Origin of the sequence: Flavobacterium nitrogenifigens (assembly GCF_003254565.1) — a bacterium.
Lineage (GTDB): Bacteria > Bacteroidota > Bacteroidia > Flavobacteriales > Flavobacteriaceae > Flavobacterium > Flavobacterium nitrogenifigens.
On record NZ_QJRI01000128.1, the window covers coordinates 1 to 1180 of the forward strand.

Here is a 1180-nt window from a genome sequence, read left to right on the forward strand (position 1 = left end):
CGCTACTCCCGCCCCGGATATAAACAGCTTTCCGGGAGTTCCTATCGGAACAATCTGCAAGGAATCGTCTAAGATGTAAATCTGGGTGTTGGAAAGTGGTTTGCCAATAGGAATTGTTTTATATTCTTTATCTTGTATTAAATAACACGTACTATAGGTAGTATCCTCTGAAGGTCCGTATAAATTTCTGATTTCTATTTTTTCTGTTGGAAGTTTTTTAACAATATCCAGAGGCATTATCTCGCCACCCATATTAATAAAAACTATATTCTTTAAATCTAAATTATCTTCTAATAGCTTTCGAATTGCAGAAGGGACAGTATTTAATACAATTTTGCTTTCTATATTTATATAATCCTTTATTTGCAATGCATTTCTTAGAACTCTTATTTTTTTTCCTATCGATAAAGTATAGAAAATTTCGTAAACTGACATATCAAAACAGTAGGAAGTTGTAGCATACATCACTTCAAATTTTGATGCATCAAATTCAAATTGAGACCAATTAATCAATTCAACTGCATTTTTATTCTCCACCATTACCCCTTTTGGTTTCCCGGTAGACCCTGAAGTATAAATTATGTAAGCTAAATCATTAGCGATATTTATCTTTGTAATATTTTCTTTTGAATATTTATCCTGAACCTGTGTAAAATTGTCTAAAATATTCTCATCAATAACGGCTTTACAATTACTGTCCTGTTCGATATAATCGATGCGGTCTTGCGGATAATTAATATCTATGGGAACATAAGCTGCTCCTGATTTTAATATTCCCAGGATCGTTACAATCATATTTTCAGTTCTGTCCATCTTTATCCCTATCAAATCATCTGGTTTAATAACATAATTCTCTCTTAAATAACAAGCCAATTGATTGGATTTCTCATTAAGTTCCTGATACGTTAGTTTTGTTTCTTCAAAAACAACAGCAATATTATTTGGTGTCTTTCTAACCTGTTCTTCAAATAAATCTATGATGGTCTTGTCTTTTGGGTACGCTGCATTTGTGTCATTGAATGCTGTCAATAACTGATTCTGCTCTTCAAATGTTAGGTAGCCGATTTCCTGAATCATTCTTTCAGGCTGTTCTAACGATTCCTTAAGCAGGTTTTCAAAATGGTTAAACATTCTCTCTATCAAATACTCGTCATAGATATCGGTATTATAAGAAACTATT

The 1180-nt window shown here is 32.3% G+C and carries 1 protein-coding gene; it reads right to left on the minus strand.

Annotated features, from left to right (window positions below):
* Window positions 1–1180: AMP-binding protein (locus tag DM397_RS00575; RefSeq protein ID WP_162615441.1), on the minus strand; the 1180-nt coding region annotated here is incomplete at both ends.